The sequence below is a fragment of the Halomonas shengliensis genome, assembly GCF_900104135.1.
In the GTDB taxonomy this organism is placed as follows: domain Bacteria; phylum Pseudomonadota; class Gammaproteobacteria; order Pseudomonadales; family Halomonadaceae; genus Halomonas; species Halomonas shengliensis.
On record NZ_FNIV01000002.1, the window covers coordinates 275,674 to 301,347 of the forward strand.

Genomic DNA, 25,674 nt, shown 5'->3' on the forward strand with positions numbered 1-25,674 from the left:
CCGAGGAGAGATTCCGATGGATATCCAGCAGCTCATGACCCTCGCCGCCGCGCCGGCCAAGGCCTCTTCCCGCACTGGAGGAGAAGCCACCGGCGGCAGCGGCGCCTTCGCCAACCAGCTGACCCAGATGGCGCAGGTGGCCACGGCGGCCAAGAGCGCTCCGGGCGCTAACTCAGCTCAGGGCGCCCGTGCCGACGGCGCCGCGGCATTCGACGCTTCCACCCTGGAGTCGCTGCGCCAGGCGCTGGGCCACGGCGATATGCAGGCGCTCGCGCAGTGGCTCGACGACACGGGCATGGCCCAGGGCGACGCCGAGTCGGTATTGCAGGAGCTGCAGGCCCTGCTTCAGCCTGGCGGCCAGGGCCCCGCCTCGCTGCTGCCGACCGAGCTCCAGGCGCGGATCGGTGACAGCGAGACCGCCCCAGCGACCGCCGCTGAAGGCAACGAGGACGACGAGTGGTCTGCCCTGCGCGAGCGCCTCGCGCTGATCGATCAGGCCGGTCGGCTGACCGAGGGCGACCCGGCCGAGCTCGCACAGGCTGCCCTCACGCCCATGATGGCGACCCTCAGCCAGGGCGATGGCAGCCGACCGCTCGACTCCTTCAAGGGCGGCCCCGAGGCGACCTCGAGGGCGCCACTGCAGCACGCCATCCTGGAGGCGATGCAGCGCGCCGGCCAGGCGCAGACTCAGGCCGATGGCGCCGCGGCGCCTCGTCTGACGACTGCCGAGGCGCTGGGTAACGCCCTGGCCCGCCAGGCCGAGGTGCCCCCCGCCGTGACGCCGCCCTCCCAAGGCGAGGGTGGCCGGGCCAGCCTGCTGGAGGGGTTTTCTCCGCTGACCGCTAACCAGAGTGCGAAAGCCATGCCTGCCGCCGCCGGCCAGGCTGGCGCCCCCACGGCGACCGCCAGCCTGAGCGCACCGGTGGGCAGCCAGGCCTGGCCCCAGCAGCTCGGCCAGCAGCTGGTGCGCATGAGCCAGAGTGGCGGCGAGCAACGCCTCGAGCTGCAGCTGCACCCGGCCGAGCTGGGCCCCCTCTCGGTGAGCCTCAAGCTTGGTGAGCAGGGAGCCCAGGCGCAGTTCCTCTCGGCCCACGCCCAGGTCCGCCAGGTGCTCGAGCAGGCACTGCCGCAGTTGCGCGAGGCACTCGCCGAGCAGGGCATCGAGCTGGGTGAGGCCACGGTGGGCGAGCAACGCAGCGGCGGCGACGGTCGCGAGGCCGGCGAAGGTGACGCGCCGATGCTGGCGGGTGGCGCGGCCATCGAGGGCGGCGAGCCCGACCTTGAAGGACTCCCCGATACCGCCGCGGGGCGTGAGCTGCGCCTGGACGGCCGGGTGGACCTCTACGCCTGAGGTCGCGACGCCGCAAACCCTGAAGATGCGCCCGCAAGGCGGGCCTGTTCGATTCATCAGCATGCCGTGATCGGCCACATACTCCGGCCCAGGCATGACACGACACGATAGGTGCACGAATGGCGAAATCTGCCGGCGGATCCCGCAAGCTGTTGTGGGTGATGATCCTGCTGCTGGTCCTCTCCTCCTCGGCCGCCGCGGTGGCCCTGTTCATGGTGTTCGACCAGCGTGATGCCTCGGCACAGGAGACCTCGACCCCCGTGGAACGGGCGGCGCCGATCTTCCTCTCCATCGAGCCCTTCACCGTCAATCTCGCCGACGATGACTACGGCTCGCGACTGCTCTATACCGGCATCACGCTGAAGCTCGGCGACGAAGGGACCCGCGAGCTGCTCGAGGAGTACATGCCCCAGGTGCGTAGCCGTCTGCTCACGCTGTTCTCCGGCCAGCAGGCCAGCAACCTGACCTCCGCGGAGGACAAGCAGCGCCTGGCCGACGAGATCATCGCCGCGCTGGAGACCCCGCTGGAGCCTGAGCAGCCGGCGCTGGCCATCGAGGACGTGCTGTTCACCGAGTTCATCGTCCAGTAGTCGGGCAGGAGACCCCCGAGACGCCATGTCCCAAGACGACCTGCTGTCACAGGAAGAGATCGATGCCCTGCTCAAGGGCGTCAGCGGCGACGACGAGCCCGAGGCCAGTGGCGAGGGTAAGTCGCGCATCCGCCCCTATGATCCGGCCTCCCAGCACCGGATCATCCGCGAGCGCCTGCACGCCCTGGACATCATCAACGAGCGCTTCGCCCGCCACTTCCGCATGGCGCTGTTCAACCTGATCCGCCGCAGTGCGGACATCACCGTGGACGCGGTGCGCTACCAGAGCTACAGCGAGTTCTCGCGCAACGTGCCGGTACCCACCAACATCAACATCATCGCCATGAAGCCGCTGCGTGGCTCGGCGCTGATCGTGTTTCCCCCCAGCCTGGTGTTCATGGTGGTGGACAACCTGTTCGGCGGCGATGGTCGCTTCGTCACCAAGTCCGAGGGGCGCGAGTTCACCAACACCGAACAGCGCATCATCCAGCGCCTGCTACAGCTGGCCATCGACGCCTACAGCGAATCGTGGAAGTCAGTCTACCCGCTGGAGATCTCCTACCTGCGCAGCGAGATGCAGTCGAAGTTCGCCAATATCACCAACTCGCCCAACGAGATCGTGGTCAACACCAGCTTCAACCTCGAGGTGGGCAACCTGGCCAGCAACTTCCAGATCTGCATGCCCTACTCGATGATCGAGCCGCTGCGCGACCTGCTGACCAACCCCCTGAGCGACGGCAGCCATGACCAGGATGGCGCCTGGACCCGCCGCATCGCCGGGGAGATTCGCCACTCCGAGGTGGAGCTGGTGGCCAAGTTCGCCGAGATCCCCAGCCGCATCTCGCATGTGATGTCGATGAAGGCGGGCGACGTGCTGCCGCTGGAGCTCCCCGAGACGGTGACCGCCAGCGTCGACGGCGTGCCGGTGATGGAGTGCGAGTACGGCAGCCAGCATGAACAGCGCGCCCTGCGGGTGCAGCGGATCTTCGACCATGCCGCCGATCACGCACCGGCCGACGCCTTCATCAAGGGATCCTCACCGCGGGGCGCCGCACCGAAAGCCAAGGAACCGAACCATGACTGATCCCAACAAGCCCGATCAGAACATCAGCGACGACGACTGGGCCGCCGCCATGAACGAGCAGGAGGGCGACGCCCAGCCGAGCGAGGAGGATGACCCCTGGGCAGAGGCCCTGGCGGAGCAGCAGGCTGCCGAGGCCGCCGATCAGGAGCCCGAGCCAAGCCACGAACCCGCCCCCGAGGCCCGTGCGGCCAGCGGCAGCGTGTTCCGCCCCCTCGAGCAGGGCTCGGGCACGACCGAGGCCCGCGACCTCGAGATGATCATGGATATCCCGGTGAAGCTCACCGTGGAGCTGGGGCGAACCAAGCTGACCATCAAGCAGCTGCTGGAGCTGGCCCAAGGCTCGGTGATCGAACTCGATGGCCTGGCCGGCGAGCCCATGGACATCCTGATCAACGGCTACCTGATCGCCCAGGGCGAGGTGGTCGTGGTCGAGGACAAGTACGGCATCCGTATCACCGAGATCATCACCCCCTCCGAGCGGGTGCAGAAACTCAACCGATGAACGAGAACGCGGGCGACCAGGCACAGGCCGGCATCGAGGCCGCGGCCGCCGGCGGAGAATCGCTGCTGGGGCTGGCCATGCTGGGCAAGACCGCCGCCGCCCTGGGGCTGATCCTGGCGATCCTGTTCCTCGCCGCCGCGGCACTGCGCCGCTGGGGCCCCTACCAGCGTCGCCGTGGCGGGCAGCTCAGAGTCATCGACAGCACCATGGTCGGCCCCAAGGAGCGGGTCGCGATCGTCCAGGTCAAGGAGACCTGGCTGGTGCTCGGGGTCGGCAACGGGCGAGTAGAGATGCTGCACAGCCTGCCGGCCGACAGCGAGTCCCCCGCCGAGGGTGATCAGGCTCCCCTGTTCGCGGACGGCGACAGCTTCGGCACCCGCTTCGCCAAGGCACTTAAGCGCAATGCCGGGCTCGACCGCAGGAGAGGCTCGTGATCCGGCGCAACCCCATGAGATGGAAGCTGCTCCTGCTGTTGATGGTCGCTGGCCTGCTGCTGCCGACCCTCAGCATCGCCCAGGAGATCCCCGGCATCGTCAGCACCCCCACCGAGGACGGCGGCCAGCGCTGGTCGCTGTCGCTGCAGACGCTGCTGCTGCTCAGCTCGCTGGCCTTCCTGCCGGCCGCGTTGCTGATGATGACGAGCTTCACCCGGATCATCATCGTGCTCAGCCTGCTGCGCACCGCCATGGGCACCCAGGCCACGCCACCCAACCAGATCCTGCTGGGCCTGGCGCTGTTCCTGACCTTCTTCATCATGGCGCCGGTGTTCAACCAGGTCTACGAGATGGCCTGGGTGCCGCTGGCCAACGACGAGATCGGCTTCGACCGCTTCCTGCAGCTGGCCCAAGGCCCCTTCCGCGAGTTCATGCTGGCCCAGACCCGGGAGCCGGACCTGGCGATGTTCGCGCGCCTGGCCGATGTGGGTGAGCTGCAGGGCCCCGAGGATGTGCCGCTGCGCATCCTGGTGCCCTCCTTTGTCACCAGCGAGCTGAAGACCGCCTTCCAGATCGGCTTCACCATCTTCATTCCCTTCTTGATCATCGACCTGGTGGTGGCCAGCACCCTGATGTCGCTGGGCATGATGATGGTGCCGCCGATCACCATCTCGCTGCCGTTCAAGCTGATGCTGTTCGTGCTGGTGGACGGCTGGCAGCTGATCATCGGCTCGCTGGCCGAGAGCTTCTATCTCTAGCCACGCCGTCCTGGCACTGAAACACGGGAGCCGCCCATGACACCGGAAATGGTGATGAACATTGCCTACCAGGGAATGCGTGTGACACTGCTGCTGGCCGCGCCGCTGCTGCTGGCGGCGCTGGCCACCGGCCTGCTGGTCAGCCTCTTCCAGGCGGCGACCCAGATCAACGAGATGACCCTGTCGTTCATCCCCAAGATCCTCGCGGTATTCGCCGTCCTGGTACTGGCCGGCCCCTGGCTGCTCAAGCTGATCACCACCTTCACGCGGGAACTCTTCACCAACATCCCCGCGATGCTGATGTAGCGCCATGGTGGAGGTGACCTTCGACCAGCTCCATGGCTGGCTGGTGGCCTTCTTCTGGCCCTTCGCACGGATCACCGCGCTGATGCTGAGCGCCCCGCTCTGGGGGCACTCCAGCGTGCCTCGCCAGGCCAAGATCGCCGCCGCCGGAGCCATCGCCGTGGTGATCGCCCCGGTGCTGCCACCCATGCCGGAGGTGCCACTGTACTCCTGGGCGGGTCTGGGCATCCTGGTGGAGCAGACACTGATCGGCGCCGCCATCGGCCTCACGGTGCGCATCATCGTCTCGGTGGTACAAGCCTCGGGCGAGTTCATTGGCCTGCAGATGGGCCTGGCCTTCGCCACCTTCTTCGACCCCTCCAGCGGCACCAACATGATGGTGCTCTCCAGGGTGCTCTACATGATCACCCTGCTGATGTTCCTGGCCTTCAACGCCCACCTGGTGGTGCTGGAGATTCTGGTGGCCAGCTTCGAGACGCTGCCCGTGGGTATCGGGCGCTTCAATCCCGAGGCCTTCATCATGCTGGCCCGCTACGGCGGCACCATCTTCACCGCCGGCATGCTGCTGGCCCTGCCGCTGGTCGCCTCGCTGCTGATCATCAACCTGGCGCTGGGCATCCTCAACCGGTCGGCACCCCAACTGACGGTGTTCAACATCGGCTTCCCCGCCTCGCTCACCGTGGGGCTGGCGCTGCTGATGGTGCTGATGACCGACCTCGGCAGCTTCCTGGAGCGCCACTTCGCCAATGGCCTGGGCTTCCTCCAGGGCCTGCTGGAGACCCTGGCACCTCTCCCACCGCCCTGAACGCGAAGCCAAAAAAACCGCTTCGGCCGGGATGCAGCACCGAAGCGGGACAAGGACCATGACAGGGACAGGGGACTGCCATGGCCGGCAGGGAACAGGATCAGAGCGGGGACGGGCCTCAGAGGTAGTTGAACAGCGACATGCCCTTCATGTCGGCGAAGGCCTTCTGGGAGGCCTGCAGGCCAACCTGGCGCAGGCTGTAGTCGCCGATCGCCTCGGCGTAGTCCAGGTCGACGAGGTCGGAGAGGGTCTGCTCGTAGTTGAGCATGCGGTTGCCGCCCACGCTGTCGACCACATCCAGCTCGTTGAGGCGCGCGCCCATCGAAGCGCGCACTGTCAGGACGTTATCCAGGCTATTGTCGAGTTCTCGCATCGTGGACGAGAGGGTGTTGCGGACATGGGCACGGTTTTCGTCAAGGCCCTGCTGGTCCATCTCCAGGACGTCGATGGCGTCCTTCAGCGACTTGAAGAGGTCTTGGTTGGCATCGCTATGGTCCGCAGGTCGTAACTGGATCTGATCGCCATCTGCTGGCAACCCGGATAGCGTGAGGCTTACACCACCGAACTGCAGGGTAGTGGCTTCCCCATCAGTGCCGAGACTTCCCGACACAGGAATGGGGTTACCGTCCTCATCCTCTACAGCAACTGATGGAGTGCCACCAGTGATCGAAAAGGTAAGCGTCATACCCCTGCCATAATCAGGGTCATCCGGATCGACGCGACTGGGACCCTTGAAGGTGACCGAGCCCTGATTGCGGTCGAAACCCGCCTGGGTACCGATGCTGTCACCTCCAGTGCGCTCGGCACGGGCCACATAGCCGGCACCACTGGGCACGCTCTGGAAGATGGTCTCCCCGTTATCCGCCACCGGCATCAGCCGTGAGGCATCGATACGCTGGGCGCGAGTATTATCGTCACCCTTGTAGGTAACGCCAGAAACACCCTCACCGCTGGTACGGGCGAAGGGGGGGGAGTCGTCCTGGTAACCACCGAACAGATAGCGGCCATTGCCGTCGGTGGCATTGGCCTGGCCGACCAGCGTCTCGTAGATTCCACGCAATTCCGAGGCCACCGACTGGCGATCCACGTCGCTCAAGGTATCGCTGGAGGCCTGCACCAGCAGCGTCTTGGCGCTGGTGATGGCATCACCCACGCTGTTGAGAACGCTCTCGCCCTGAGCCAAGGAATTGCGCGCCGAGACCCGCGCATCGGCAAACTGCTGGGTCACCGCGCGAGCCTGGTCGACGCCCACCGCCCGCGAGGCGGCCTGGGGATCGTCGGAGGGATTGACTACCCGGCGCCCGCTGGCGATCTGCTGGCTGACCTTGAGAAAGTCGTTCTGCTGACGATTCATGGACGCAATACCCTGATCGTACATGGTAGCTGTACTGATGCGCATAGTACTCTCCCGAATCAGTTACGCAGGCCGAGGATGGTGTCGAGGACGGTGGTGCCGGTATCGATGACGCGGGCGTTGGCCTGGTAGAACTGCTGGTAGCGAATCAGGTTGGCCGCCTCCTCGTCCAGGTTGACGCCGGACTCCGACTGCTGCACCGCTTCCAGCTGCCTGGTCAGCCCCTGCTGGGCATCGAGGTTGGCCTGGACGATATTGGTGCGGTTGCCTACATCGCTGACCATGGCGCCATAGGCACCGCTGAAGGAGGCGCTCCCGCCCACCGTCAGCTTGTCCTGCAGAGCCTGCATTGCCAGGGCGTTCTCGTTATTGCCGGTGCCGAAATCTCCACGGCTCAAGGTCAGCGAGGCTTCGTTTCCGCTGGCCGGCAGCTCACCCAAGGTGAAACTGACACCGTCAATTGTCAGTCTATCACCTGCCGCAAGGGGATCACTGCCCGCAGTTAACTCTGCACCATCGCGAAATACTTTAGTTACGGAATCATCAGCGACGCTAAAGGTGCCATTGCTTTCAACAGACAGCGTGTGTCCGGCAACTCCAGCATTCGGAAGAGGGTTATTACCAGCCAAGACACTGCTGACTTCGAGATCCCCGTCCTGTTCTACCAAAGAGGACGCGGCCAGCTTGTCGAGGTCATCGATGGCGGTTTCCATATTGGCCGCCGCACGGCGCACGGGCTGGACTTCGAAGCGATCCCCCTCCTGCGCACTGGTCAGGTTATCGAACTCGAGGGTGATGCCACCGAAGCTCAAGGTGTTGGTATCGCTATCGAAGGTGGCATCCACGACCTCACCGCTACCCTTACTGACCACTTCGAAGTGATCGGCATCGGTGGGATCAGCGGTGTTTACCCTCACCTCATAATCGGTAGCCCTGACGTCATCCAAGCGGGTTTCATAGAAGCTGGCGGTCGCCGTGGCACCAGGGTCGGAGTTGCCGTCATCCGAATACACCTGTGGCTCGCCGATAAGGAAGAGGTCACCGCCCTGAGCGCCATCAAGATCGGCCCCCAGGGCATGCTGGGCATTGAGCCCGCTGGCAAGGGAAACCGCCAGTTGGCCGATCTGGTTCTGAGTCTTGTCCAGGGTCTCGCTGCGGAAGTCCATCAGGCCGCCCAGGGTGCCGCCGGTCACGGTATCCTCATCCAGCGCCACCAGGTCACCGTTGGAGCCACGATAGCCCAGCACGGTGCGCTGGGGATCATTCGGCGAGTCCATCGCCTCCAGGCGGTAGTGCTGGGTGCCGGCCACCAGCGGCTGACCATTGGGCAGGCTGATGTTGTAGGTCTTGCCGTCCTGGATATTCAGCCGCACGTCCATGCGCTCGCTGAGCTCATGCACCATCTGGTCACGCTGGTTGAGCAGGCTGTTGGGCGCCTCGCCGCTGCGCGCCCGGGCCAGGGCGATCTCGCGGTTGATATCGGCCAGCTGCTCGGTGGCGTTGTTGATCTGGGTGACCTCGTCGGCGATCTGGCCGTTGATCCCTTCCTGCATGTCCTGCAGGTAGCCGTCGAAGGAGCGGAACTGGGCGGTCAGGGTATCAGCGGCGCCCAGCACGCCCTGGCGGGCGGCGGGGTCGGAGGGGGCACTGGCCAGGTCCTCCATGGCGGAGAAGAAGTTCTGCATCAGCGGTGCCAGGCCGGCCTCACGGTCGGCCAGCAGGCTGTCGATCTGCTCGACCTGCTGGTTGTAGGCCTCCAGTGCGCTGGACTTGCTGGTGGCCGCGTTGAGCTGGGAGGCCACGTACTGGTTGAACTGGCGCTGGATGTCGTTGACCTGCACGCCGCCACCCGCACGGCTCTCGCCGAGCACGGTCACTTCGCGGTTGTACCCCGGTGTATAAACGTTGCTGATGTTGTTGCTGGTGCTGTTCAGGGCATTCTGGGCGGCGTTAAGGCCGCTCAGCCCTGTCGAGAAGATACTCATGAGGCGTTTCCCTTGGCCGTTACCCTAGTGATCGGCAGCGAGCCGAGAATCTTGAGGCCCAATTCAGCGCAGCGCACCGGTGCCGATGGAACCAGCGCTGGCTAGCTGCCGCCCCGTATCCAGCGGCCCCATGCCCTGCATGATCGCGATCAGCTTGTCGGCATAGGCCGGATCGGTGGCATAGCCGCCCTGCTGCAGGGCGCGGGCCGCCTCGGCCGGGCTTCCGGCCGTGGTCACTGCCTGGTAGCGGGGATTGTTGCCGATCAGGTTGGCGTAGTCGGTGAACGCCTCCTCGAAGGAGCCGTAGACCCGGAAGTCGTCGCGAATCCGCTGGCGCCTGCCGTCATAGACCTCGTGGGTCACGATCTCGGTGGTCTCGCCACGCCAGCTGCTGCCGGCCTTGATGCCGAAGAGATTGTGACTGTTGCCGCCGTCACGGGTGGATATCTCGTGGCGCCCCCAGCCGGTCTCGAGGGCCGCCTGGGCCAGGATCAGCTCGGCCGGCACCCCCGTGGCACGGCTGGCGGCCTGGGCGGGTACCGCGAGGCGGTCGAGGAAGGTCCGCACGTGTTCCGGCATATCGGCACGCTCCTGCGCCGATGTGGTGGAGGTGCTCTCGGCCTGCTGAGCGCTCATGCCAGGAGATGCGTCGGACGTCATGGCATCAACCCTGAGCTGAACATCTAGCTCCGCCATAAAGCCACTCATTCCAGAATCAGCGTCGTCCACTGAGGACACTGGTTCTGCATCAGCTGGCGTCTCAGGCTGGATGGCATCACGCAGCGGTTGTGGCGTCCCTCGCGGGATGCCGGCGATCAGCTCATGCTCGGCACGCGGTGCCGGCTGCCCCACCAGGCCACGGTTCTCGAGCTCCGCCACTAGCTTGTCGGCCAGGCCGATACCGCGACTCGCCATGGTCTGGGACCACTGCTGGTCGAGCAGGGTCTGGAAGAACTCGCTCTGCTTGTTGTCGAGCAGGCCGGTGGCCGGCACCGCGTCGCGCATGCTCTTTACCATCATCTGAACGAACAGCGCCTCGAACTGCTTCGCCGCCGTATCGGCGCCGCTGGACGGGTCCTGACGCGCGCTGTGCTTGAGCCGCTGCAGCCCCTTCAGCTCCAGGGCGAACTGCCCCTCCATGCCTCGGCCGGTGTCCAGCGCCATATCAGATGATCTCCAGTTCCGCGCGCAGCGAGCCCGAGGCCTTCAGTGCCTCGAGGATCGACATCAGGTCGGCCGGAGTGGCGCCCAGCGTATTCAGCGCGTCCACCAACTCGGTGAGGTCGGCACCTTCCACCACCTTCAGGGTGCCGGGCTGCTGCTCGATGCTGACTTCGGTGTCCTGAACCACCACGGTCTGGCCGCCACCGAAAGGGTTGGGCTGACTGACGCCGACATCGGTGTCGATAGTGATGGCGAGGTTGCCGTGGGCCACGGCGGCCTGGCGCAGGGTCACGCGACCGTTCATGGCGATGGCCCCGGTCCGTGAGTTGAGCACCACCCGCGCCGGTGCCTGGGTCGGCATGACATCGAGCTGTTCGATGCGCGCCATGAAGTTGACCCGCGCGTTGGCATCCTGAGGGCCATCGAGAGCGATCACCCGGCCGTTCTGGGCCGCGGCGACCGGCCGCCCGAACTCGCGGTTGATGACCGAGACGACCCGTTGCGCCGTGCCGAAGTCGGCACGGTTGAGCTCCAACTCCAGCAGCCCGCCGCGCGCGCCCAGGTCCAGCGGCACCTCCCGCTCGACCATGGCGCCGCCAGAAATGCGCCCGCCGGCCTGCTGGTTGATCTGCACGCTGCTGCCACCGCCCTGGGCGCTGGCCCCGCTGACCAGCAGGTTGCCCTGGGCGATGGCGTAGGTGGCGCCGTCGGCGCCCTTGAGCGGCGTCATCAGCAGGGTGCCGCCACGCAGGCTGCGGGCGTTGCCCACCGAGGAGACATTGACATCGAGGCGCTGGCCGGGGCGCGAAAACGGCGGCAGGTCCGCCGTGACCATCACCGCGGCCACGTTACGCAGCTGCATGTTGGTGCCTTCCGGCACCGTCACCCCGAGCTGGTTGAGCATGTTGGTCAGGCTCTGCCCGGTGAACGGGGCCTGGGTGGTCTGGTCGCCGGTGTTGTCGAGCCCCACCACCAGGCCGTAGCCAACCAGGGCGTTGTCGCGCACGCCGGCGAAGCGAGCCAGCTCGCGGATCTGCTCGGCCCGGGCCGGCACGGCGGCAAGCATCAGCACCAGCAAGGTAAGGAGAGCGAAAAAGCACCCGTTGAGGCGCGCTTGGGGGGAAGGCTTCACGATGACCTCCTGCTAGAAGGGCGAGACGTTGAGGAAGAATCGCTGCAGCCAGCCCATGTGCTGCGCCTCGCTGATGTAGCCGTCTCCCACGTACTCGATGCGAGCATCGGCCACCTGGGTCGACATCACGGCGCCCTGGCCGGTGATGGTGCGCGGGTCGACGACCCCAGAGAAACGGATGAACTCGGTGCCCTGGTTGATGGCGATCTGCTTCTCGCCACGCACGCGGAGATAGCCGTTGTTGAGCACCTCCAGCACGGAGACGGTGATGGTCCCGGTAAAGGAGTTGTTGGCCTCGGAGCCACCGCCGCCGCTGAAGTCGCTGTTGCCCTCGATGTCGAAGCCATACTCGGCGAGGGTTTCCAGGGCATCGGGCAGCTCGCCCAGCTCGAGGCTTGAGGAGCCGTTGCGATCGGCGCTGGACTGGCTGTTCTTGCTGGCGCTGACCTCCTCGTCGAGCACGATGGTCAGGATGTCGCCGACCATGGTGGGGCGGCGATCCTCGAACAGCGGGCGATAGCCACGCTCGGCCTGGTAGATGGAGCCGTTGGCCCGCGGCGGCTGTGGCTGCGGGATCTCGATGCGCTCCTGCTCGCCGACCACCGAAGCCCGCGGAATCTGGGCACAGCCGCCCATCACCAGCATCAGCGCTGCCACCAGCCACCGGCCCGGTATGCCCAGCCGCCCGATCATCATGCCGTCTCTCCTGACATCATCGCTTACAGCTGGCTGAGGCGCGCCAGCATCTCGTCGCTGGTCTGCACCGCCTTGCTGTTGATCTCGTAGGCACGCTGGGTCTGGATCATGCTCACCATCTCCTCCACCACGTTGACGTTGGAGGTCTCGACGTAGCCCTGGAAGAGGCGACCCGCGCCGTTCATGCCCGGCATGCTCTCGTTGCGTGGCCCGGAGGAGGCGGTCTCCATGTAGAGGTTACCGCCGACGCTCTCGAGCCCGGTGGGGTTGACGAAGGTGGAGAGGGTGATCTGTCCCACTTCGTTGGGCTGGCTGGTGCCCGGCTCGGTCACGCTGACCACGCCATCCTCGCCGATGGAGATCGACAGGGCGTTATCGGGGATGATGATCGCCGGCTCCAGGGGGTAGCCGTTAGCGGTGACCATCTGGCCGTTCTCGTTGAGCTGGAAGCTGCCGTCACGGGTATAGGCGGTGCTGCCATCGGGCATCAGCACCTGGAAGAACCCCTGGCCATTGATGGCAAGATCACGGGAGTTCTCGGTGTTCTCCAGCCCGCCCTGGGTGTGCAGGCGCTCGGTGGCCACGGGGCGCACTCCGGTACCCACCTGCATGCCGGAGGGGAGCCGATCCTGGATGTTGTTCTGGGCACCCGGCTGGCGCATGTTCTGGTAGAGCAGGTCCTCGAACACCGCACGGGAGCGCTTGAACCCATTGGTGCTGACGTTGGCCAGGTTGTTGGAGATGACGTCCAGGTTGACCTGCTGGGATTCCAGGCCGGTCTTGGCCGTCCAGAGAGACTTGATCATGTCGGGTTCCTCGCGAATAAGCGTGTGGCGGCCTAGCCCTGTATCGACAGCAGGCTGTTAGCGCGCTGGGCGTTCTCGTCGGCGGTGCTGATGCCCTTCATCTGCATCTCATAGCGGCGCGCCACGTCGATCATCGACACCATCGCCTCCACGGCGCTGACGTTGCTGCCCTCCAGGGCGCCGCTGACCAGGGAGACCTCCTCATCCAGCGGCAGTACCGCCGGGGCTTCGCCCTCGACTCCGGCGGCCGGTCGGAAGAGGCCGTCGTCGCCACGCAGTAGGCCCTGTTCCGGCGCCGAGACCAGCTTGAGCCGGTCCACCGGCACCAGGGCGTCGGGATCCTCGCCGGCACCGATGGTGCTGAGGGTGCCGTCCGCGCCGATGGAGACCTGGGCGCCCAGCGGGATCTGGATCGGGCCGCCCTCGCCCATCACCGGCCGGCCGTTGGCGGTCATCAGGAAACCGTCGCCGTCGACCTGCAGGTCACCACGGCGGGTGTAGGCCTCGCCGTCGGCCGTCTGCACGGTCAGCCAGCCGTTCCCTTCCACCGCGACGTCCAGCGCTCGGCCGGTGCGATTGATGGCGCCACTGGAGAAGTCCGACCCCGGCGTGGAGGCGGCCACCGAGACGCGGGTGTCCAGCGGGCCATCGCCCTGCACCGGCACGGCACGCATGGCATGAAGCTGGGCACGAAAGCCGGTGGTGCTGACGTTGGCCAAGTTGTTGCTGACCACCGCCTGCTGTTCCATGCTCTGCCGCGCGCCGCTCATAGCGGTATAGAGGATGCGATCCATGGCTCAGTCTCCGCTGTTACCGCAGGTTGATAGCGGTCTGCAGGACCTCGTCCTGGGTCTTGATGGTCTGGGAGTTGGCCTGGTAGGCGCGCTGGGTGACGATCATGTCCACCAGCTCCCGTGCCATATCCACGTTGGAGGTCTCGATGGCACCGGACTCGATGCTGCCCAGCAGGCCACTCCCCGGAGCACCGACCAGCTCCTGGCCGGAGGCCTGGGTCGCCGACCAGGCGTTATCCCCCTCCGGACTCAGCCCCTCGGGATTGCGGAAGCTGGCCATGGCGATCTGGCCGGCCGGTCGTGATTGCTCGTTGGAATAGTTGCGCACCACGGTGCCGTTATCCTCGATGCTGATGCCCACGAAAGCGCCGGAGGTGTAGCCGTTCTGGGACAGATCTGTGGTACGCGAAGTGTTGCCGAACTGCGTAAAGCCGGCGATATCGATATCGAATGTGAGGGGCTCTGCACCGTTACCCAGATCGAAATTCGCCACACTGATGTTTTCCGGTGTCGACAGTTGACCGTTGGTATCAAATTCAATGGAGGTACCGGCAGCAGGGTCAGCAAGCTCGCCGTCAATAGCCACCTTGGCCAGCCACTGGTTATCGGCGGCTTGTTTCTCATAGTAAACAGTGGTGTTCTGAGGATTGCCCAGCGAGTCGTAGACGGTGAAGTTGCTCGAGAAGTGGTAGTCGACTTCCGTGCCATCAACATCTGCCGTATTGAGCCCCTCGCCAGCAACCTGGCGTGCATCCAGGTTGGCTGTAGCACTGACCTGAGTCGTTGCACTTGCCGCCATCTCCTCGCTGCTGACCTGGATAACCTCCGGCTGGCCACCGGCCTGGACCTCGCCATTGGCGTTTGGCAAAAACCCCATGATCCGAGCGCCCTGGGCGTTCTGAAGATAGCCATCGGCGGTCATGGAGAGCTGGCCGTTGCGGGAGTAGACCACCTGGTCGTTCTGGCTGAAGCGGAAGAAGCCCTCGCCGCTGATGCCGAGATCCAGATTGCGGCCGGTGCTTTCCAGATTACCCTCGCCGAAGTCCTGCAGCACTGTCGACATACGCGTTCCCAGGCCAATCTTCGAGTTGGCGAAGACGTCGGCAAACTGAGCGCTGGAGCTCTTGAAGCCCACGGTCTGGGAGTTGGCGATGTTATTGCCCTGGACGTCCAGGCTGGAGGCGGCGGCATTCAGTCCGCTTAGCGCTTGTGAAAAACCCATGGTGATGTTCCCTCTGCGTATTCGTAACTGGTGGTTGTTCGTTAGAGAATCTGCTTGATGGCGGACAGGCCTACCTGTCCCTGCACGGCCCCCAGGTCCAGGGCGAAGCCGCCCTGCTCGCCGTTGGGCGTCACAGCGTTGACCATGGCGTAGTTCAGGGCATCGACGGAGAGTGACTCGCCACCCTGGGTCGCCTCGAGTCGGATGTTGTAGGCGCCGTCGGGAGCGAAGCTGCCCTGGTCGGTCTCGCCATCCCACTGAAAGGAGGAGACGCCGGCATCCACGGCGCCGATGTCATAGCGCCGCACCACTTGGCCTGCGCCGTCGGTGATGGTGACCTTGACGTTCTCCGCCGGCTCGCTGAGCTCCATGCCGAACGGCGTGGCGTTCACGTTACCCTCGCTGTCACGCCCCACCAGCACCCGGTCGCCCGGCACCAGCACGCCCTGGCCGATCAGGCCGGCGGCCTCCAGGGCACGCCCGGCATCGATCTGGCTGCCGATGCCCTGCAGGGTCTCGTTGAGGTCCTCGATGCCGTTGAGCGTGTTGATCTGGGCCAGCTGGGAGACCATCTCGCTGTTGTTCATCGGCTTCAGCGGGTCCTGGTTCTTCAGCTGGGCGACCATCATGGTCATGAAGTTGTCGTTCAGCGCCTGGGAATCGTTGGCGCGCGCGCTGGACGTCCCGCGGTTGGCGCCGACCCCGTTGATGCCGTTAAGCACGCTGTTATCGATGGTGGCCGCCATGGCTTAGCCCTCCCCCAGCGTCAGCGTCTTGAGCATCAGCTGCTTGTTGGTGTTCATCACCTCGACATTGGCCTGGTAGGAGCGCGAGGCGGAGATCATGTTGACCATCTCCCCTACCGGATCGACGTTGGGCATGGTGACGTACCCCTCCTCGTCGGCCAGGGGGTGCTCGGGGCGATACTCAAGGCGCATGGGCGAGGGATCCTCCACCACCTCACGCACGCCGACGCCACCGATGCCCTCCCGGGACTGGGCGCGTGTCTCGAACATCACCTGGCGGGCGCGGTAGGCCTCGCCGTCGGGACCGGCCACGCTGTCGGCATTGGCCAGGTTGCTGGCGGTCACGTTCATGCGCTGCGACTGGGCGCTCATGGCCGAGCCGGAAATCTCGAAGATGGAGAACATCGACATGCGCTCGCTCCTGGTTATTCGGGCTGCATGGCCTTCTTGAGGCCCTGAATGCGGCTGTTGAGGATGGTCAGCGCGGACTGATAGCGCACCGAGTTGTCGGCGAATTGAGCCCGCTCCACGTCCATGTCCACGGTGTTGCCATCGAGGCTCGGCTGCGCCGGGACGCGGTAGAGCAGATCGCGTGAGCCGAGCGCCGAGCCGCTGCCCTCGAGGTGGCGCGAGGAGGTTCGCGACAGCGACAGGCCGTCCCGGTCGGTGCGGGAGACGGCGTGCTCGAGGGCACTGGCGAAATCCATGTCCCGCGCCTTGTAGCCGGGGGTGTCGGCATTGGCGATGTTGCTGGACAGCACCTTCTGGCGCTCCTGACGGAGCCCCAGCGCCTGCTGATGGAAGTTCAATGAGGCTTCGAGCCGGTCGATCATCCCCGCACTCTCCGAAAAGGGGTTTTGTCGATGCTGAAGACTAGTGCGCCTGGGGTCATCACAAAGGCATGAACAGCCGTCTTCGGCGGGCCTATTTCGGAGGATGCCTTCCCCGCCCGCGTTCTAAAATCGGACACAGCCCTTTACCCCCACTCCCCTGCGACCCGGTGGTGACCCATGCCCGGCGCCCGATGGCCATGCCTTCCCTGGCTGCTTCTCCTGCTGACCGGCTTCGCCCTGCCCGGCGTCGCCGATGAGCGCCTGATGCTGGAGCGCGTGCAGGCGCTGCTCTACGAGCGCGCCAGCGCCCTCGGTGACGAGGTGGTCATCGAGGTCTCACCGCCCAGCGCCCGCCTGGGCGAGTGCGTGAACCCCACCCCCTTCCTGCCCAACCCGGAGGCCGAGCTGCGCAGTCGGGTCTCCGTGGGGGTGCGTTGTGGCGAGGAGGGCCGTCAGGTGCGCTACCTGCAGGCCAGCGTCGAGGTGATCGGTCGCTACGTCGAGGTGGTCACACGCGTGGAGCGAGGCCAGCCGCTGCGCGAGGATGACCTGAGGCTGGTCAGTGGCAATCTCGGGCGCCTGCCGGGTGGCGCTGTGATGACGCTCGATGAGGCCATCGGCCAGCATGCCACTCGCCCGCTGGCCCCGGGGCAAACCCTACAGGCGCACCATATGCAGTCGCCGCGCCTGGTCTATCGCGGCGACAGCGTGCAGGTAGAGGCCGCCGGCAGCGGCTTTCGCGTCCAGCGCGAGGGCGAGGCCATCGATGAGGGCGGCATGGGCGAAAGCGTCAGGGTGCGGCTGCCCGACCGCCTTATCCTCGAAGGAAGGGTCGTGGGCCCGGGCAGGGTCGCCGTGGACTTCTGACCCCAGCCCCCTCACACTTGAGGCAAGGTGATCGCCGACTGGCTAAAGTTCTCGCCAGGTCGGCCGATAGCCTGTGTAACGCATTGCTCACGAGGCTAACCACCGTGAAAATTGACAACCAGCACCCCAACCTGACCCGCCAGGCGCAGGTCGAGTCGCGCCAGGAGGCCCAGAAGGTAAAGGGCCCTCAGGGAGGCAAGCAGCAGGACGCCGGCCCCGCCAGCATGACGCACCTAAGCCAGGCGGCCGCCGACACCAGCCAGGACATCGACAGTGCTCGCGTCGAGGAAGTCCGCGAGGCGATCCGCGAGGGCAAGCTGGATATCCGCGCCGAGCGCATCGCCGACGGCCTGATCGCCAGCGTCCAGGACCTGCTCGACCAGGAAGGTGGCCGCTGACATGAGCCTCACTCGCCTTCTTGAGACCCAAACCTCGCGACTGGAAGCTCTCTCGCGACTGCTGTCCCAAGAGCAGGAGCTGCTGCTCGCCGGTCAGGTGGAGGGTCGGGTTCTTGAGCAGGTGGCCGGTGACAAGCAGGCCCTGCTGGAGTCGCTGGAGGCCACCGAGAAGAGCCGCCTTTCCGTGCAGCGCCGGCTGGGCTATGCCGCAGATGCCGAGGGCTCGCGCCAGGCCGCCGTGGATGCGGGCTGCCTCGAGGCATGGCAGAAGTTGCTGGAGCTGGCGCAGCAAACCGCACAACAGAACCAGCGCAACGGCCGGCTGATCAGCGTGCGCAGCCAGCACAACCGGCAGATGCTCGACTACCTGCAGAGCATCGTCGAAGCCCGCCCCTACACCGCCAAAGGCCGTCCACGCGGCGCCAGCGGCCAGCTCAACGCCTCAGCCTGATACCGTCGTCGCCAGCCAGCCACCCAGCGCCTTGGCGGTCATCGGCTCGGCGATGCGGTGCCCCTGGATCCGGGGCACGCCATAGCGCTCCACTACCGCCTGCTGCGTCGCCCCCTCGACCCCCACCGCCGTGGTCTCGATGCCCAGCGCCTCCAGCGCCGCTGCCAGCGCCGCCAACACGGCATCGGCCTGCGGTGTGCCGAGGGTAGCCACCAGCCCCCTGTCCACCTTGCCGCCCGAGATGGGCAGGCGTGACAGATAAGGCAACGCCAGCACATCGCCATCCAGATTGTCGGCCACCAGCCTCACGCCAGCCCTCACCAGCCGACGCAGCATCAGGGCATGGGAGTCGTCCAGTCCGGCGAGCACCTGGCCATCGATCTCCAGCACGATACCCACGAGGTCCTCGTTCATCTCGCGCAGGAATCGATCCAGAGTGCGGCCGTCGAATGCCTCCTGAGAGAGCAGCGAGGCGTCGACATTGACGGAGAGTTCCAGCCTCGCCAGTGGACACGCCCGTGCCGCACAGCGTTGGCGCTGGGCAATCACCTGCTCGAGCACCCAGCGATTGAGGCGTACCATCTGCCCCATCTCGCGCACCTCAGGCAGGAAGTCGCCGGGCAGCAACCAGCCGCGGCGCGGATGGCGCCAGCGCACCAGGCACTCGACTCCGGTGCAGCGAGCCTCCGCCAGGCTCCACTGGGGCTGGTAGACCAGACCGAAATGGCGAGCCGGCGCCATCAGGGCCTCCTGCAGCGCCTCACGGAAGGCCGCCCGCTCGGCGAGCTGACGCTTGAGGGCGCGATCCACGAAGGCGTAGCTGTCCGGCCCAGCGTGACGCAGCGCCTGCTCGGCCGCGGTCAACAGCATGGCAGGCGACTCGCCGTCCTCGGGATAGAAGACGATGCCGATGGAGAGCGTCATCAATAGCGGGGCAGCATCCAGGGCGAAGGGCGCCTCCATCGCCTCCAGGCAGCGCAGCGCCGCCGCCTGCAGGCTCTCGGGCGCCACCGGATGCTCGACCAGCACCCCCCAGCGATAGCGGCCCAGGTAGGTAATGCTGTCCTCCACCCGCAGCGTCCCCGCCAGGCGGCGACTGACCTGATGCAGCAGCCGCTGCACCAGCGCCTCGCCATGCTCTCGCAACACCTGCCCGGCGCGGTCGAGGCGGATCAGCATCACCGCCAGGCCCTGCTCGAGTCGATCGGCACGATCCATGGCGTGCTGAAGGCGGTCCTCGAAGATCCAGGTGCTGGGCAACCCGGTGACCGGATCGGCGAAGGGCGGCACCCGCGCCTCACCTTCCGCCTGCAGGCCGATGAAGGAGAGCATCCGCGCGCCCGGCAGGCCATCACCGACGGGACAGGTCTCCGCCATCAGGAAGGGCCGCGGGCTACCCTGCCCGAAGGCACTCAGCCACACCCGCCGCCACGGCCCCTCGGGCCCCAGGTCGCCCCCCTGGTGGAGCCAGTTGGTCAGGGTCAACACATCGGCGAGGCGGGTACCGGCGGAAGGCATCGGCTGTTGCCCCAGCAGCCGACCGAACATCAGGTTGGCCCACAGGATCCGACTGGCGGCGTCCAGCAGCACATGGGCCACCGGCTCCGCCTCGCCCACCGCCCTGGCCATCGCCGCGGGATGCAGGGCGACGCCCGCAGGCCCGGGCTCGCTCGTCGGTTCACTGGGTATGTCAGCCATGTCGCCGCTCGGGTTGCCTCTGTCACTTGAGTCTAGGCGCCCTGGCGCCGCCGGAGGCGAAGAAAACGCCATATTCGCCATATTGCAATGCCATATCGACCGCGATACCCCGGACTTGAGCGCTTCGCTCGCTCCCGCACAAGGGACTAAAGAATGCTGAGCCATGGCCGATAGACAAGCGAGATCATGACGATAACCACCAAGAGGCAAGGATGTCGCAGACCGACGATGGCTACACCCGGGTCGAACGCCCCAACGAGGTGGAGGAGCTACTGGAGGCGCTGATGGAGCCGGGTGGCGCCTCGCTGCAGATGCTGGAGGCCGGGGGCAAGCCCGAGCCGGTGCTGCTGGTGGCGCAGGCTTCCGGCGACTCCCTGACGCTGGACATCAGCGCGATCCGCGAACTCGCCATCCCCCTGCGCCAGCAGCATCCCTTCCGGATCCTGGGCCAGGTCAACGGCAAGATGGTGCGCACCCCGGCCCTCGCCGCCAGCGCCTGCCAGGAAGATGACGACCGCCTGCTGTGCATCAGCGACTACCCGTTCCACCTGGAGGTACTGCAGCGCCGCACCTCGTTTCGCGCACGGCTGCGCCTGGGCATGGAGGTCGGCGGCATCCTGCGCGACGATCATGGCCACTCCGCCCAGGGCGATCTCAGGGACCTCTCCCTGGAGGGATGCCAGCTCGAGCTGCCGCTCTCCGCGGGCGGAGTGCTGGCGGAAGCCGGCCAGCCGCTCGAGGTGGAACTCTGCTTCCCCGACGGTACGCGCTTCCTGGCCCGTGCCGAGCCTCGTCACCGCCAGGTCGACACCGAACGCCAGAGCCTCCAGGTGGGGTTCCAGTTCAAGGGAGGCAGCCCCGACCAGGAGCGTCAGCTCTGGCACCTGGTCCGCGAGATCGAACGTGAGGCGGCGCGCTACGACGAGGGCAGCGAGGCCTCACGCCTGCCCTCGCTGCTGTTCCAGGCCACCACCAGCGCCCCTCCCGGGATCGGCCGGCGCAATACCCAGGAGTACGCCACACCGATGGCCAAGCGGCTGGCCCGCATCGCCGGCTACCTGGATGCTCAGATGCTGGAGCTGCAGCAGGGTGGCGCCGTCGACTCGGTGCAGCTTTCCCGCCACGCCGATCGCCTGCTGCTGCTGCATGACGAGGACCGCGAAGCCCTGCTGTTCGCCACCCGCTGCCTGCCCCACGAACCCCGCCTGGTACGCCACTGCCTGGCGGTCGCCGTCCAGCTCCTGAACCTCGCCGGCCTCGACGCGATCCCGCGTGAGCTCTGCAAGGCCATGGTCGCCTGCGCCATGATTCACGACCTCGGCAAGGCACTGCTGCCCGCCGAGCTGCTCGAGACCGGGACGCTGGATGCGGAGCAGTACACACGCCTGCAGCAGCATGTTCCCCTGCTTCTGGCACGCACCACGCGTTGCCACTGGCTCTCGCGCAGCGTGCTCGCCTCGGTGGTCGAGAACATCAACGAGCGCCTCGACGGCAGCGGCTACCCGCGCGGCCTCGCGGACACGGCGCTGCACGAGCTGGCCCGCGCCGCCGCCGTGGTGGATGCGATCGAAGCGATGCGGCGCGATCGCCCTGACCGCCCGGCCCACCCGGTAGGCGAGGCCTACCGCCAGTTGCTCTCCCAACCCGAGCGCTTCGACCAGAAGTGGGTCAAGCGCTATATCCGGCGCTTCGGAGTCTACCCCGTGGGCTCACTGGTGATGTTCGCATCCGGCGACATGGGCTGGGTGCAAGGCCTCGACGCCCAGGGCCGCCCCAACCGTATCCAGCGGACCGAAGCGGCCGAGCCCCCCGGGCGCCGCCTCGGCGAGGTCATCCAGGGGGACGTCACCCGCCGCCTGGGCAGCATAACTCGCGAGATCCCCATCTCCACCTGAGGCCCTCGGCGAGATCACGCGGGACGCAAGAACGCTAAAGTCCGTCTCCGTGGCGCCGATAGACCAAAATAGTGGTGCAGGACGGACGTGTTCGAGCCACCGCCCGTGGCAGGACCTGACAGACTGCCCCCACTGGCCACCCCGAGTTATCCGCCATGGCCCCGGGGCCATGACCGAACAGGAGCGACAAGACCATGTCAGCCATGCGAGGAGCCGCCGCGTACGGACGCGGCGCCAGTGCTTACGCCCGCGTCGGCGTCGAAAGCGGCGTGATGTCCGCCAGCCCCCACCAGCTGATCGTCATGCTGTTTGACGGCGCCATCGCCTCGATCCGCACCGCTCGCATCCACCTCGAGGCGGGCAATACCGCCGAGAAGGGCAAGGCGATCTCCAAGGCCATGGACATCATCAACAACGGGCTGATGGCCGCGCTGGATGCCGAGAAGGGGGGCGAGATCGCCGGGCGCCTGGCCTCGCTGTACGACTACACGGTTCGCCTGCTGCTGGCCGCCAACCTGCGCAACGACGTCGAGAGCCTCGACCAGGCCGAGACGATCCTTGCAGATATCGCCGGCGCCTGGAAAGAGATCGGCGGACAGACGGCGGCCCAGGGTTGATTCTCATGACCGCCGACGCCCCTTCGCCCCAGGACGTGGTCGCCGGCTACGAGGCTCTGCTGCTGCAGACCCGCCGCATGCTGGAGGCGACCGACCGCCAGGAGTGGGAGACCCTGGTCTCCTACGAGTCAGACTACGTGCTGCAGACTCGACGGCTTCGTCGACTGGACGAAACGGTGCCGCTGACGGACGCCCATCGGCGACGCAAGGCTGAGCTGATCGAGCATATCCTGGAGAACAACCTGCGCGTGCGCGACCGCCTGGTGGTGCGCCGGGACGAGCTCGGCGAGCTGATCGGCACCACCCGGCGGCAACGAAACCTGAGCCGCGCCTACGGCGTCCAACCAGTGAGCACCGCCCATCTTCACACCCCGACATCGGACGACACGAGCCACACGTGAGCGGCATCGCCCCGCTGCTTGACACGCTGCTTCACCAGGTCCTGGGCAAACGGGTGGACACCCCGCCGCCCCAGGACCTGAACCAGCCGGTCAAGCCCACCTCACCGGCAGACGCCCCGCGCGCCCTGCACAGCGACTCGCGACTGGACGCCCGCCCCGGCACCGCGCAGGCCCAGGGAACCCGGCGCGCGGCGGCGCAGGTCGGCGAGGGCGCGACACCGGCGCCACGCCAGGAGGGGGCACCCCCGAGCTCCTCCCAGACCCACCTGAGCAGCGCCGGGCGCACCATCGCCGACCTGCTGATGCGCTTTCCCGCCCCGCCGTCGATCCTGACCACGCGCACGCCGCTGGTGCCGGCAGGCCAGGTGGCCGATCCCGCCCAGGTGGCGACCCGGCTGGAGAGTAGCGTGCGTGACAGCGGCCTCTTCTACGAATCTCACCTGGGTCGCTGGTACAAGGGGGAGCTGCCGCGACAGCAGCTGGAGCGGGAGCCGCAGATGTGGCGTACCCTGCGCTTCTCGCCGCAGGCAGCTACCGCAGCCACCTTCTCGCAGCAAGATACGCGGCTGATGGCTCCGACTGACATGCGGTCCCATCCAGCGGCAAGTGGCCAGGCACAGGCCGCACCTTCAGCCACCCCATCGCCCGGCGCGAGCCCATCCGCCACGCCCCAGCCGTTGTCCTCATCGACCACGCCCCTGGCACCGAATACAGCGCCCCTCTCGTCGGGGGATACCCCCCAGCAGGCGCGCGCCACCGCCAACGAGGCCATGGCCCTAAGACCGCCCGCCCTGACGCTCCAGGAACCGGTGCATGAGAGCCTACAGGGCGTGGTGCGCCATCAGCTCGAGATGCTGGTCACCCCGACCCTGCGCTGGGAGGGTGATGTCTGGAGTGGGCTCTTCATGGCGCTGCTGGTCCAGCCCCCCGTCGGCGAACGGCTGCCACGCGAGGGGGATCAGGAGGAGCCTGCCGGCGAGGATGCCCGGCGCACCTGGCGCTCCGATATCGACCTGGAGGTCCAGGGCGCCGGCCGGGTCACCGCCTCGCTGTGGATGCAGGCCGCCCGGCTCGAGATCGACATGTGGGTCGCCGACCCGGATGCCCTGGCGCGCCTCCAGGAGGGGCTCGATGCCCTCAGATCACGGCTGGGCGCCCATGGCTTCGAGGAGGTAGGCGTCACCCTCGGGCGTCTGACCGCGGAGGGCGACGATGCCGACCCATGATTCCCATCAGCAACGCCGCCAGGCCGTCGCCCTGGCCTACCAGGGCAGCGATGATGCCCCCCGCGTCATCGCCCAGGGATACGGCGAACTTGCCGAGCGCATCATCGCCGAGGCACATCGCCAGGGCATCCACGTCCACGACGCCCCGGAGCTCGTCGGCCTGCTGATGCAACTCGACCTCGACGAACAGATCCCTCCCCGCCTCTACCAGGTGATCGCCGAGCTGCTGGTCTGGGTATACGAGCGCGCTCCACGGGAAGGGAATCCGGGAGAGACTCCAGCCATGTAAAGAAATGTAAAAATCTAATTTTGCTTAGCCTCGCCCGGCAACATATTAGCTATTTGATTATGCTCACCTTTTGAGCATGAGAAACGTCATCCGTGGCGTCCACGCCATACCCCTACCCCTTTAGGAAGATTGCATCGCCATGATTGGCGATGACAATGGCTCCCACGACAGGCCGCCGGCACGCCCCGCGGACTCAAAATATCATCCGGCCGACCGACGGCCGGACAAGAAGACGTCGACAGGGAACCATGCACTGCACCTCACTCAGCGAAGAGATTCAGGAACTCAACCTCGCCTACCTGCTGCTCGCCCAGCGCCTGATCGGCGCCGACCGCGAGGAGGCGATGTTCCGCCTGAAGATCGATGACGCCACCGCCGACCTGCTCGAAGGCCTCAACGCCCGCCAACTCACGCGGCTGTCACGCACCAACCAGCTGCTCTGCCATTTCGGCCACGCCGGCGCCGAACAGCTGCGCCAGGTCACCGACAATCCCCGGGAGCAGGGACTTGCCTCGCTACATGCCTCGCTGCTGATGGCCTCCACAGGCAATGCCGAGTCACTAGGGGAGCGCCATGTCTGAAAAGAGCCTTCTCAAGGAGCTGCAGCAGGTGCAGCTGGCGATCGACCTCATCGAGCTCGGCGCCAGGCTGCAGGTGCTGGAGACGGAGACCGAGTTGAGCCGGGCACGGCTGGTGAGGCTGTTCAAGGAGATTCGCGGCATGTCCCCGCCTAAAGGGATGCTGCCCTTCTCCACCGACTGGTTCATCACCTGGATGCCCAATATCCACTCGTCGCTGTTCTACAACATCTATACCCGGCTGCGGGAGGATCATGGCTGCGAGCGCATGAGCGCCTTCATCAAGGCCTACCGCCTCTATGTAGAGCAGGTCGAAAGCAACGATGCCGAGGCCGTGCTGGGCCTGACCCGCGCCTGGACGCTCATCCGCTTCTTCGAGAGCGACCTGCTGCAGCTCTCCACCTGCACGCGCTGCACCGGGCGCTTTGTGGCTCACGCCCACAGCCCGAGCCACGACTACGTGTGCGGCATCTGCCAGCCCCCGTCGCGGGCCGGCAAGACCCGTCGCCGTCGCGACGCCGAGACCACCGAGGCCCTGGCATGCCAGCCCTCGCCACCGCCCGCACGCCGACGCGCCTGACCCTACGCCCCGCCGCGCGGGGCGTAACTTTTCCTCCCACGCCCTCAAGTCTGACCCCGCCGCGCCGATAACCGAGAAAGACGATTCACCCACGCCTCGGTTAAGGGATAGCGGC

The 25,674-nt window shown here is 66.4% G+C and carries 30 protein-coding genes; 18 read left to right on the top strand and 12 right to left on the bottom strand.

Annotation, left to right across the window (positions count from 1 at the left end; genetic code table 11):
• Positions 1–16 precede the first annotated feature (16 nt).
• From BLP95_RS03820 to fliR, 8 genes are all read left to right on the top strand, one after another.
• A complete protein-coding gene (locus tag BLP95_RS03820) occupies positions 17–1,351 on the top strand; it encodes a flagellar hook-length control protein FliK (protein ID WP_089677099.1) in 1,335 nt (444 codons plus the stop codon).
• Positions 1,352–1,470: 119 nt separating this feature from the next.
• Positions 1,471–1,941, top strand: a complete 471-nt coding sequence (fliL, locus tag BLP95_RS03825) for a flagellar basal body-associated protein FliL (protein ID WP_089677100.1) — start codon at positions 1,471–1,473, stop codon at positions 1,939–1,941.
• A 25-nt stretch (positions 1,942–1,966) separates the two neighbouring features.
• Positions 1,967–3,025, top strand: coding sequence for a flagellar motor switch protein FliM (fliM, locus tag BLP95_RS03830; RefSeq protein ID WP_089677101.1), 1,059 nt, complete (start codon positions 1,967–1,969; stop codon positions 3,023–3,025).
• Positions 3,018–3,527, top strand: coding sequence for a flagellar motor switch protein FliN (gene fliN, locus BLP95_RS03835; RefSeq protein ID WP_089677102.1), 510 nt, complete (start codon positions 3,018–3,020; stop codon positions 3,525–3,527). The genes fliM and fliN overlap by 8 nt, the downstream gene beginning before the upstream one ends.
• Positions 3,524–3,961, top strand: a complete 438-nt coding sequence (fliO, locus tag BLP95_RS03840) for a flagellar biosynthetic protein FliO (protein WP_089677103.1) — start codon at positions 3,524–3,526, stop codon at positions 3,959–3,961. The genes fliN and fliO overlap by 4 nt, the downstream gene beginning before the upstream one ends.
• A 41-nt stretch (positions 3,962–4,002) precedes the next feature.
• Complete coding sequence (gene fliP, locus BLP95_RS03845) at positions 4,003–4,719, top strand: flagellar type III secretion system pore protein FliP (RefSeq protein ID WP_281187371.1); 717 nt, start codon at positions 4,003–4,005, stop codon at positions 4,717–4,719.
• A gap of 36 nt (positions 4,720–4,755) precedes the next feature.
• Positions 4,756–5,025, top strand: coding sequence for a flagellar biosynthesis protein FliQ (gene fliQ, locus BLP95_RS03850; protein WP_089677104.1), 270 nt, complete (start codon positions 4,756–4,758; stop codon positions 5,023–5,025).
• A 4-nt stretch (positions 5,026–5,029) separates the two neighbouring features.
• Entirely contained in the window at positions 5,030–5,827 is a 798-nt protein-coding gene (fliR, locus tag BLP95_RS03855) for a flagellar biosynthetic protein FliR (RefSeq protein ID WP_089677105.1), read from the top strand.
• Positions 5,828–5,945: 118 nt separating this feature from the next.
• On the opposite strand, the gene flgL is transcribed toward fliR, so the two are convergent.
• The 11 genes from flgL to flgB form a co-directional block, all read right to left on the bottom strand.
• Positions 5,946–7,226: a flagellar hook-associated protein FlgL gene (gene flgL / locus BLP95_RS03860; RefSeq protein WP_089677106.1), complete on the bottom strand. Its 1,281-nt coding sequence runs from the start codon at positions 7,224–7,226 to the stop codon at positions 5,946–5,948.
• Between the two features lie 14 nt (positions 7,227–7,240).
• Positions 7,241–9,166, bottom strand: coding sequence for a flagellar hook-associated protein FlgK (gene flgK / locus BLP95_RS03865; protein WP_089677107.1), 1,926 nt, complete (start codon positions 9,164–9,166; stop codon positions 7,241–7,243).
• 63 nt (positions 9,167–9,229) lie between these two features.
• On the bottom strand, positions 9,230–10,330 hold the full coding sequence (gene flgJ, locus BLP95_RS03870) for a flagellar assembly peptidoglycan hydrolase FlgJ (protein WP_089677108.1): 1,101 nt from the start codon (positions 10,328–10,330) through the stop codon (positions 9,230–9,232).
• A gap of 1 nt (position 10,331) precedes the next feature.
• Positions 10,332–11,396 (bottom strand): flagellar basal body P-ring protein FlgI, encoded by a 1,065-nt coding sequence (locus BLP95_RS03875; RefSeq protein ID WP_089677330.1) that lies wholly within the window; start codon positions 11,394–11,396, stop codon positions 10,332–10,334.
• A gap of 78 nt (positions 11,397–11,474) precedes the next feature.
• A complete protein-coding gene (locus BLP95_RS03880; protein ID WP_089677331.1) occupies positions 11,475–12,155 on the bottom strand; it encodes a flagellar basal body L-ring protein FlgH in 681 nt (226 codons plus the stop codon).
• A gap of 26 nt (positions 12,156–12,181) precedes the next feature.
• The gene (flgG, locus tag BLP95_RS03885) at positions 12,182–12,964 is read right to left on the bottom strand and encodes a flagellar basal-body rod protein FlgG (RefSeq protein ID WP_089677109.1); all 783 of its coding nucleotides are present in this window, start codon (positions 12,962–12,964) and stop codon (positions 12,182–12,184) included.
• A gap of 32 nt (positions 12,965–12,996) precedes the next feature.
• Positions 12,997–13,758, bottom strand: coding sequence for a flagellar basal-body rod protein FlgF (gene flgF / locus BLP95_RS03890; protein ID WP_089677110.1), 762 nt, complete (start codon positions 13,756–13,758; stop codon positions 12,997–12,999).
• Between the two features lie 16 nt (positions 13,759–13,774).
• Complete coding sequence (gene flgE / locus BLP95_RS03895; RefSeq protein WP_089677111.1) at positions 13,775–14,980, bottom strand: flagellar hook protein FlgE; 1,206 nt, start codon at positions 14,978–14,980, stop codon at positions 13,775–13,777.
• Positions 14,981–15,021: 41 nt separating this feature from the next.
• Positions 15,022–15,726, bottom strand: a complete 705-nt coding sequence (locus BLP95_RS03900) for a flagellar hook assembly protein FlgD (protein ID WP_089677112.1) — start codon at positions 15,724–15,726, stop codon at positions 15,022–15,024.
• 3 nt (positions 15,727–15,729) lie between these two features.
• The gene (gene flgC, locus BLP95_RS03905; protein WP_089677113.1) at positions 15,730–16,137 is read right to left on the bottom strand and encodes a flagellar basal body rod protein FlgC; all 408 of its coding nucleotides are present in this window, start codon (positions 16,135–16,137) and stop codon (positions 15,730–15,732) included.
• A 14-nt stretch (positions 16,138–16,151) separates the two neighbouring features.
• Positions 16,152–16,559, bottom strand: a complete 408-nt coding sequence (gene flgB, locus BLP95_RS03910) for a flagellar basal body rod protein FlgB (protein ID WP_089677114.1) — start codon at positions 16,557–16,559, stop codon at positions 16,152–16,154.
• Between the two features lie 177 nt (positions 16,560–16,736).
• Here flgB and flgA point away from each other — a divergent pair, with 177 nt between their 5' ends.
• The 3 genes from flgA to BLP95_RS03925 all read left to right on the top strand — a co-directional run bounded on the left by flgA (position 16,737) and on the right by BLP95_RS03925 (position 18,275).
• Positions 16,737–17,426: a flagellar basal body P-ring formation chaperone FlgA gene (gene flgA, locus BLP95_RS03915; RefSeq protein ID WP_089677115.1), complete on the top strand. Its 690-nt coding sequence runs from the start codon at positions 16,737–16,739 to the stop codon at positions 17,424–17,426.
• A 104-nt stretch (positions 17,427–17,530) separates the two neighbouring features.
• Complete coding sequence (gene flgM / locus BLP95_RS03920; protein WP_089677116.1) at positions 17,531–17,824, top strand: flagellar biosynthesis anti-sigma factor FlgM; 294 nt, start codon at positions 17,531–17,533, stop codon at positions 17,822–17,824.
• Between the two features lies 1 nt (position 17,825).
• A complete protein-coding gene (locus tag BLP95_RS03925) occupies positions 17,826–18,275 on the top strand; it encodes a flagella synthesis protein FlgN (protein WP_089677117.1) in 450 nt (149 codons plus the stop codon).
• Here the strand turns inward: BLP95_RS03925 and BLP95_RS03930 are convergent.
• The gene (locus tag BLP95_RS03930) at positions 18,267–19,973 is read right to left on the bottom strand and encodes a bifunctional diguanylate cyclase/phosphodiesterase (protein WP_143004398.1); all 1,707 of its coding nucleotides are present in this window, start codon (positions 19,971–19,973) and stop codon (positions 18,267–18,269) included. The two genes, BLP95_RS03925 and BLP95_RS03930, sit on opposite strands and share 9 nt — an antisense overlap.
• Before the next feature lie 212 nt (positions 19,974–20,185).
• On the opposite strand from BLP95_RS03930, the gene BLP95_RS03935 reads away from it, so the two are divergent.
• The 7 genes from BLP95_RS03935 to flhC all read left to right on the top strand — a co-directional run bounded on the left by BLP95_RS03935 (position 20,186) and on the right by flhC (position 25,559).
• The gene (locus BLP95_RS03935; RefSeq protein WP_089677119.1) at positions 20,186–21,868 is read left to right on the top strand and encodes an HD domain-containing phosphohydrolase; all 1,683 of its coding nucleotides are present in this window, start codon (positions 20,186–20,188) and stop codon (positions 21,866–21,868) included.
• A gap of 194 nt (positions 21,869–22,062) precedes the next feature.
• Positions 22,063–22,485: a flagellar export chaperone FliS gene (fliS, locus tag BLP95_RS03940; protein WP_089677120.1), complete on the top strand. Its 423-nt coding sequence runs from the start codon at positions 22,063–22,065 to the stop codon at positions 22,483–22,485.
• A 5-nt stretch (positions 22,486–22,490) separates the two neighbouring features.
• Entirely contained in the window at positions 22,491–22,886 is a 396-nt protein-coding gene (locus tag BLP95_RS03945; RefSeq protein ID WP_089677121.1) for a flagellar protein FliT, read from the top strand.
• Positions 22,883–24,112 carry a flagellar hook-length control protein FliK gene (fliK, locus tag BLP95_RS03950; RefSeq protein ID WP_089677122.1) on the top strand — a complete coding sequence of 410 codons (1,230 nt, stop codon included), beginning with the start codon at positions 22,883–22,885 and terminating at the stop codon, positions 24,110–24,112. Before BLP95_RS03945 ends, fliK begins: the two co-directional genes overlap by 4 nt.
• Positions 24,099–24,401 carry an EscU/YscU/HrcU family type III secretion system export apparatus switch protein gene (locus tag BLP95_RS03955; protein WP_089677123.1) on the top strand — a complete coding sequence of 101 codons (303 nt, stop codon included), beginning with the start codon at positions 24,099–24,101 and terminating at the stop codon, positions 24,399–24,401. Before fliK ends, BLP95_RS03955 begins: the two co-directional genes overlap by 14 nt.
• Positions 24,402–24,649: 248 nt before the next feature.
• Positions 24,650–24,982, top strand: a complete 333-nt coding sequence (gene flhD, locus BLP95_RS03960) for a flagellar transcriptional regulator FlhD (RefSeq protein WP_089677124.1) — start codon at positions 24,650–24,652, stop codon at positions 24,980–24,982.
• On the top strand, positions 24,975–25,559 hold the full coding sequence (gene flhC, locus BLP95_RS03965) for a flagellar transcriptional regulator FlhC (RefSeq protein ID WP_089677125.1): 585 nt from the start codon (positions 24,975–24,977) through the stop codon (positions 25,557–25,559). Before flhD ends, flhC begins: the two co-directional genes overlap by 8 nt.
• Positions 25,560–25,674 lie beyond the last annotated feature (115 nt).

Excerpts from the sequence above, each read along its gene's own strand:
- BLP95_RS03820 (WP_089677099.1), top strand. The coding sequence starts at position 17 with ATGGATATCCAGCAGCTCATGACCCTCGCCGCCGCGCCGGCCAAGGCC.
- fliL (WP_089677100.1), top strand. The coding sequence starts at position 1,471 with ATGGCGAAATCTGCCGGCGGATCCCGCAAGCTGTTGTGGGTGATGATC.
- fliM (WP_089677101.1), top strand. The coding sequence starts at position 1,967 with ATGTCCCAAGACGACCTGCTGTCACAGGAAGAGATCGATGCCCTGCTC.
- fliN (WP_089677102.1), top strand. The coding sequence starts at position 3,018 with ATGACTGATCCCAACAAGCCCGATCAGAACATCAGCGACGACGACTGG.
- fliO (WP_089677103.1), top strand. The coding sequence starts at position 3,524 with ATGAACGAGAACGCGGGCGACCAGGCACAGGCCGGCATCGAGGCCGCG.
- fliP (WP_281187371.1), top strand. The coding sequence starts at position 4,003 with ATGGTCGCTGGCCTGCTGCTGCCGACCCTCAGCATCGCCCAGGAGATC.
- fliQ (WP_089677104.1), top strand. The coding sequence starts at position 4,756 with ATGACACCGGAAATGGTGATGAACATTGCCTACCAGGGAATGCGTGTG.
- fliR (WP_089677105.1), top strand. The coding sequence starts at position 5,030 with ATGGTGGAGGTGACCTTCGACCAGCTCCATGGCTGGCTGGTGGCCTTC.
- flgL (WP_089677106.1), bottom strand. The coding sequence starts at position 7,226 with ATGCGCATCAGTACAGCTACCATGTACGATCAGGGTATTGCGTCCATG.
- flgK (WP_089677107.1), bottom strand. The coding sequence starts at position 9,166 with ATGAGTATCTTCTCGACAGGGCTGAGCGGCCTTAACGCCGCCCAGAAT.
- flgJ (WP_089677108.1), bottom strand. The coding sequence starts at position 10,330 with ATGGCGCTGGACACCGGCCGAGGCATGGAGGGGCAGTTCGCCCTGGAG.
- BLP95_RS03875 (WP_089677330.1), bottom strand. The coding sequence starts at position 11,396 with ATGCTTGCCGCCGTGCCGGCCCGGGCCGAGCAGATCCGCGAGCTGGCT.
- BLP95_RS03880 (WP_089677331.1), bottom strand. The coding sequence starts at position 12,155 with ATGATCGGGCGGCTGGGCATACCGGGCCGGTGGCTGGTGGCAGCGCTG.
- flgG (WP_089677109.1), bottom strand. The coding sequence starts at position 12,964 with ATGATCAAGTCTCTCTGGACGGCCAAGACCGGCCTGGAATCCCAGCAG.
- flgF (WP_089677110.1), bottom strand. The coding sequence starts at position 13,758 with ATGGATCGCATCCTCTATACCGCTATGAGCGGCGCGCGGCAGAGCATG.
- flgE (WP_089677111.1), bottom strand. The coding sequence starts at position 14,980 with ATGGGTTTTTCACAAGCGCTAAGCGGACTGAATGCCGCCGCCTCCAGC.
- BLP95_RS03900 (WP_089677112.1), bottom strand. The coding sequence starts at position 15,726 with ATGGCGGCCACCATCGATAACAGCGTGCTTAACGGCATCAACGGGGTC.
- flgC (WP_089677113.1), bottom strand. The coding sequence starts at position 16,137 with ATGTCGATGTTCTCCATCTTCGAGATTTCCGGCTCGGCCATGAGCGCC.
- flgB (WP_089677114.1), bottom strand. The coding sequence starts at position 16,559 with ATGATCGACCGGCTCGAAGCCTCATTGAACTTCCATCAGCAGGCGCTG.
- flgA (WP_089677115.1), top strand. The coding sequence starts at position 16,737 with ATGCCCGGCGCCCGATGGCCATGCCTTCCCTGGCTGCTTCTCCTGCTG.
- BLP95_RS03925 (WP_089677117.1), top strand. The coding sequence starts at position 17,826 with ATGAGCCTCACTCGCCTTCTTGAGACCCAAACCTCGCGACTGGAAGCT.
- BLP95_RS03930 (WP_143004398.1), bottom strand. The coding sequence starts at position 19,973 with ATGGCTGACATACCCAGTGAACCGACGAGCGAGCCCGGGCCTGCGGGC.
- BLP95_RS03935 (WP_089677119.1), top strand. The coding sequence starts at position 20,186 with ATGTCGCAGACCGACGATGGCTACACCCGGGTCGAACGCCCCAACGAG.
- fliS (WP_089677120.1), top strand. The coding sequence starts at position 22,063 with ATGTCAGCCATGCGAGGAGCCGCCGCGTACGGACGCGGCGCCAGTGCT.
- BLP95_RS03945 (WP_089677121.1), top strand. The coding sequence starts at position 22,491 with ATGACCGCCGACGCCCCTTCGCCCCAGGACGTGGTCGCCGGCTACGAG.
- BLP95_RS03955 (WP_089677123.1), top strand. The coding sequence starts at position 24,099 with ATGCCGACCCATGATTCCCATCAGCAACGCCGCCAGGCCGTCGCCCTG.
- flhD (WP_089677124.1), top strand. The coding sequence starts at position 24,650 with ATGCACTGCACCTCACTCAGCGAAGAGATTCAGGAACTCAACCTCGCC.
- flhC (WP_089677125.1), top strand. The coding sequence starts at position 24,975 with ATGTCTGAAAAGAGCCTTCTCAAGGAGCTGCAGCAGGTGCAGCTGGCG.